The following is a 3,812-nucleotide window of genomic DNA, read 5'->3' as shown; positions in this document are numbered from 1 at the left end:
GAGCCGGGCGGCGTTCGCGCGCTGCTGGTCGTCGGCAGCAACCCCGTCGTGTCCAGCCCCGACGCCGACCGGGTCGAGGCGGGCCTGAAGCGGCTCGACTGCCTGGTCGTCTCCGACTTCTTCCTCTCCGAAACCGCCTCGCTCGCGGACGTGGTCTTCCCCTCTGCCCAGTGGGCGGAGGAGGAGGGCACCATGACCAACCTCGAAGGCCGGGTGATCCGCCGGCGTCGGGTGTTTGCTCCACCCACGGGCGTGCGCACCGACCTGGAGATCCTCAGCCACCTCGCCGCGGCGCTGGGCCGCTCCGACCGGTTCACACACACGGACCCCGCCGAGGTCTTCGACGAGCTCCGCTGCGCCAGCGCCGGGGGGCCGGCCGACTACTCCGGCATCACGCGGGAGCGGATCGACCGCGCGCAGGGGGTCTTCTGGCCCTGCCCGGCGGAGGATCACCCCGGAACTCCGCGCCTCTTCGCCGACGGGTTCCCGACCCCGACCGGCCGGGCCCGCTTTCATCCCGTGCATTACGAGCCGCCCGCGGAGAGCCCGGATGCGGGCTTCCCGCTGTTCCTCACCACGGGCCGGCTCTTCGCGCACTACCAGACCCGCACGCAGACCGGCCGGGTGGATCGGCTGAGGGAGGCCGCACCCGAGCCGGTGGCCGAGCTGCACCCGGCCACTGCCCAACGGCTGGGCGTCAGTCAGGGGGACTCGGTGGGTGTCGCGACTCGCCGCGGCAGAGCCGAGTTCCGCATCCGGGTGAGCGGGGGAATCCGCGAGGACACGGTGTTCCTCCCCTTCCACTGGGGCGGATCGCAATCCGCCAACCAGCTGACGAATCCGGCGCTCGATCCGATCAGCCGTATGCCTGACTTCAAAGTGTGCGCGGCTCGCGTGGAAAGACTCTCGATTGACGGGGAGGGATCGTGAAAAGGAAGCAGCGTCTGATCGTGGTGGGGAACGGAATGGCGGGTGCCCGCTTCGTCGAGGAGCTCCTGTCGCGCGGTGGGGGCGAGCAGTTCGACGTGGTGGTCTGCGGCGATGAACCCTACGGCAACTACAACCGCATCCTGCTCTCCAAGGTGCTCGCCCGGAGCCAGGATCCGGAGGACATCTTCCTCAACCCGCCCGCCTGGTATCGCGAGAACGGGGTGACGCTGCACGCGGGGGTGCGGGTGCGCGCCATCGAGCGGCGCGGACGTAGGCTCTTCTGCGAGAACGGCCAGGAGGATCGTTACGACGTGCTGGTGCTGGCTACCGGAAGTCGCGCCTTCGTTCCGCCGCTGCGGGGGCTGGAGGGGGAAGAGGGGGGCTGGAAGCGAGGCGTCTTCGTCTTCCGGACGCTGGACGATTGCCAGGACATCATCGACTACACCAGGCAGGCCCGGAAGGCGGCGGTCATCGGGGGCGGGCTGCTGGGGCTGGAGGCGGCGCGCGGGCTCCTCGAGCTGCAGGTGCCCGAGGTGCACGTCGTTCACCTGATGCCGCACCTGCTGGAGATGCAGATGGACGCCCCCGGGGGTGAGATCCTGCAGCGACGCGTGCAGGAGCTCGGCCTCCACGTGCACCTGCGGAAGACGACGCGCGACGTGCTCGGCAACGGCACCGTCACCGGCCTGAGGTTCGACGACGGCACCATGCTCGACTGCGACATGGTGGTCCTGTCCGCGGGGATCCGTCCGAACGTGGATCTCGCCCGCAACGCGGGGTTGGACGTGGAGCGTGGCATCGTGGTCGGCGACGACCTTCGCTGTCCGGGCGATGACCACATCTACGCCCTGGGCGAATGCGTCGAGCACCGCGGGGTGACCTACGGCCTGGTCGCGCCGCTGTGGGAGCAGGCGCGGGTGCTCGCGGATCGGCTCACGGGCGCGCGGCCGGACGCCGTGTACACCGGCTCGCGGGTGGCGACCAGGCTCAAGGTGGCCGGCGTGGACCTGAGCGTCATGGGCGAGCGAGACGCGCTCCCCGGGGACGAGGAGATCCGGTACGTCGAGCACAACCGCGGGATCTACAAGAAGCTGCTCGTGCGCGGCGGCCGCCTGGCTGGTGCGATTCTCCTGGGGGATACCTCGCGCGCCCCCCACCTGCTGCAGCTCTTCGACCGGGGACTGGAGGTCCCCGAGCGCCGCGCGGAGCTCCTTTTTCCCGCCGCGAACGGCACCGGCGAGCCGCGGGTGGAGGATCTGCCTGACGACACCCAGATCTGCAACTGCAACGGGGTGTCGAAGGGGCAGTTGGTGCAGGCGGTCCGGGAGGGGTGCCGCAGCCTGAAATCGCTCTGCCAGGCCACGCGCGCCGGCATGGGTTGCGGCTCCTGCAAGGCCCAGGTGCAGGCGGTGCTGGAGCTCGCCTCCGGCGGGGAGACCGAGGTCGATCCCTCGGAGCACTACTACGTGCCGGGCGTGCCGCTGACGAAGGCCGAGCTGGTCGCGGAGGTGAAGAAGCGCGGCCTGCGCAGTGTCTCGGCGGTCTTCCGGGAGCTGGCCGGCGGGAGGGAGGATCCCGCGAGCAAGATGGGCCTGGCGTCGCTGCTGAAGACCGTGTGGGGCGCGGAGTACGAGGACGAGCGCGATGCGCGGTTCATCAACGATCGCGTCCACGCCAACATCCAGAACGACGGGACCTTCTCCGTCGTGCCCGGCATCCCGGGTGGAGTGACCACCGCGGAGGAGCTGCGGCGCATCGCCGACGTCGCGGAGCGCTACGCCGTCCCCATGATCAAGATCACCGGGGGCCAGCGCATCGATTTGTTGGGGGTGCCGAAGGAGCAGCTGCCGAGCGTGTGGCGCGACCTGGGAATGCGCTCGGGGCACGCCTACGCCAAGGCCTTCAGGACGGTGAAGACCTGCGTGGGCAGCGATTTCTGCCGCTTCGGGCTGGGCGACAGCACCCGTCTCGGCATCGAGATCGAGGAGCGGTTCAAGGGGCTCGAGAGTCCGGCCAAGCTGAAGCTGGGCGTGGCGGGTTGCCCGCGAAACTGCTCGGAGGCGCTGATCAAGGACGTGGGAGTGGTGGCGGTGGAGGGAGGGCGCTGGGAGATCTACGTCGGGGGCGCGGGCGGATCGCACGTGCGCAAGGCCGACCTGCTGGCGGTGGTGGACACCCACGAGGAGGTGCTGAGGCTGATCGGTCGTTTTCTCCAGTACTACCGCGAGAACGCGCGCTATCTGGAGCGAACGTACGCGTTCGTCCCGCGCATCGGCATCGAGCGGATCCGTGCGGTGGTGGTGGACGACGCGGAGGGGATCGCCGCCGATCTGGATGCCGCCATCGAGGAGGCGATCAGCTCATACGTGGACCCCTGGAGCGAGGCGGAGGCCCCGGTGCATCCGCTTCAGTTTGCTACGCTGGTAAACGCTTAGGTCAACGCAGAGGAGAGGCCCGATGCCGACGAGTTGCCTGCAGGAATACAGTCTGGGTCCGGTCGATGCGATTCCTCCCGGAGAGGGTCGGGCCTACCGGGTGGAGGGGCGCGAGGTCGCGGTCTTCCGCTCCCGCTCCGGGGAGGTCTACGCGACCCAGGCGCGCTGTCCGCACCGGGGGGCGCCGCTCGCCGATGGCTTGATGGGCGGCGGCCAGGTGCTCTGTCCGTTCCACGCCTACGCCTTCGATCTCGCGACGGGCGAGGCGTTGAACAGCACCTGCCCCCGCCTCGAGGTGTATCCGGTCTCCGTATCCGCGAACGGTGAGATCGTGCTGGGGCTTCCACCGGCGAATCTCAGCGGAGCTCGCACGGAACCTCGCTTCGAGGGCGATCTCCTGTGCTCCGCGTCCGCGGGTGCGCCGACGCGACTCTCGACCTCAAGTCC

At 69.6% G+C, this 3,812-nt stretch carries 3 protein-coding genes; all 3 read left to right on the top strand.

What is annotated here, in order from left to right:
• A partial coding sequence (locus VF167_05385) for a molybdopterin dinucleotide binding domain-containing protein (protein HEX6924837.1) occupies positions 1-930 on the top strand: 930 nt, incomplete at its 5' end.
• Entirely contained in the window at positions 927-3,365 is a 2,439-nt protein-coding gene (nirB, locus tag VF167_05380) for a nitrite reductase large subunit NirB (protein HEX6924836.1), read from the top strand. The genes VF167_05385 and nirB, both read left to right, overlap by 4 nt.
• Before the next feature lie 22 nt (positions 3,366-3,387).
• Positions 3,388-3,812 (top strand): Rieske (2Fe-2S) protein (locus VF167_05375; protein ID HEX6924835.1); only part of this gene is annotated, 425 nt, incomplete at its 3' end.

It is taken from the genome of Longimicrobiaceae bacterium, assembly GCA_036375715.1.
Taxonomy (GTDB): Bacteria; Gemmatimonadota; Gemmatimonadetes; order Longimicrobiales; family Longimicrobiaceae; genus DASVBS01.
The sequence above is the reverse complement of the archived record's forward strand: the minus strand, read 5'-3'. Positions and strand labels throughout refer to the sequence as shown.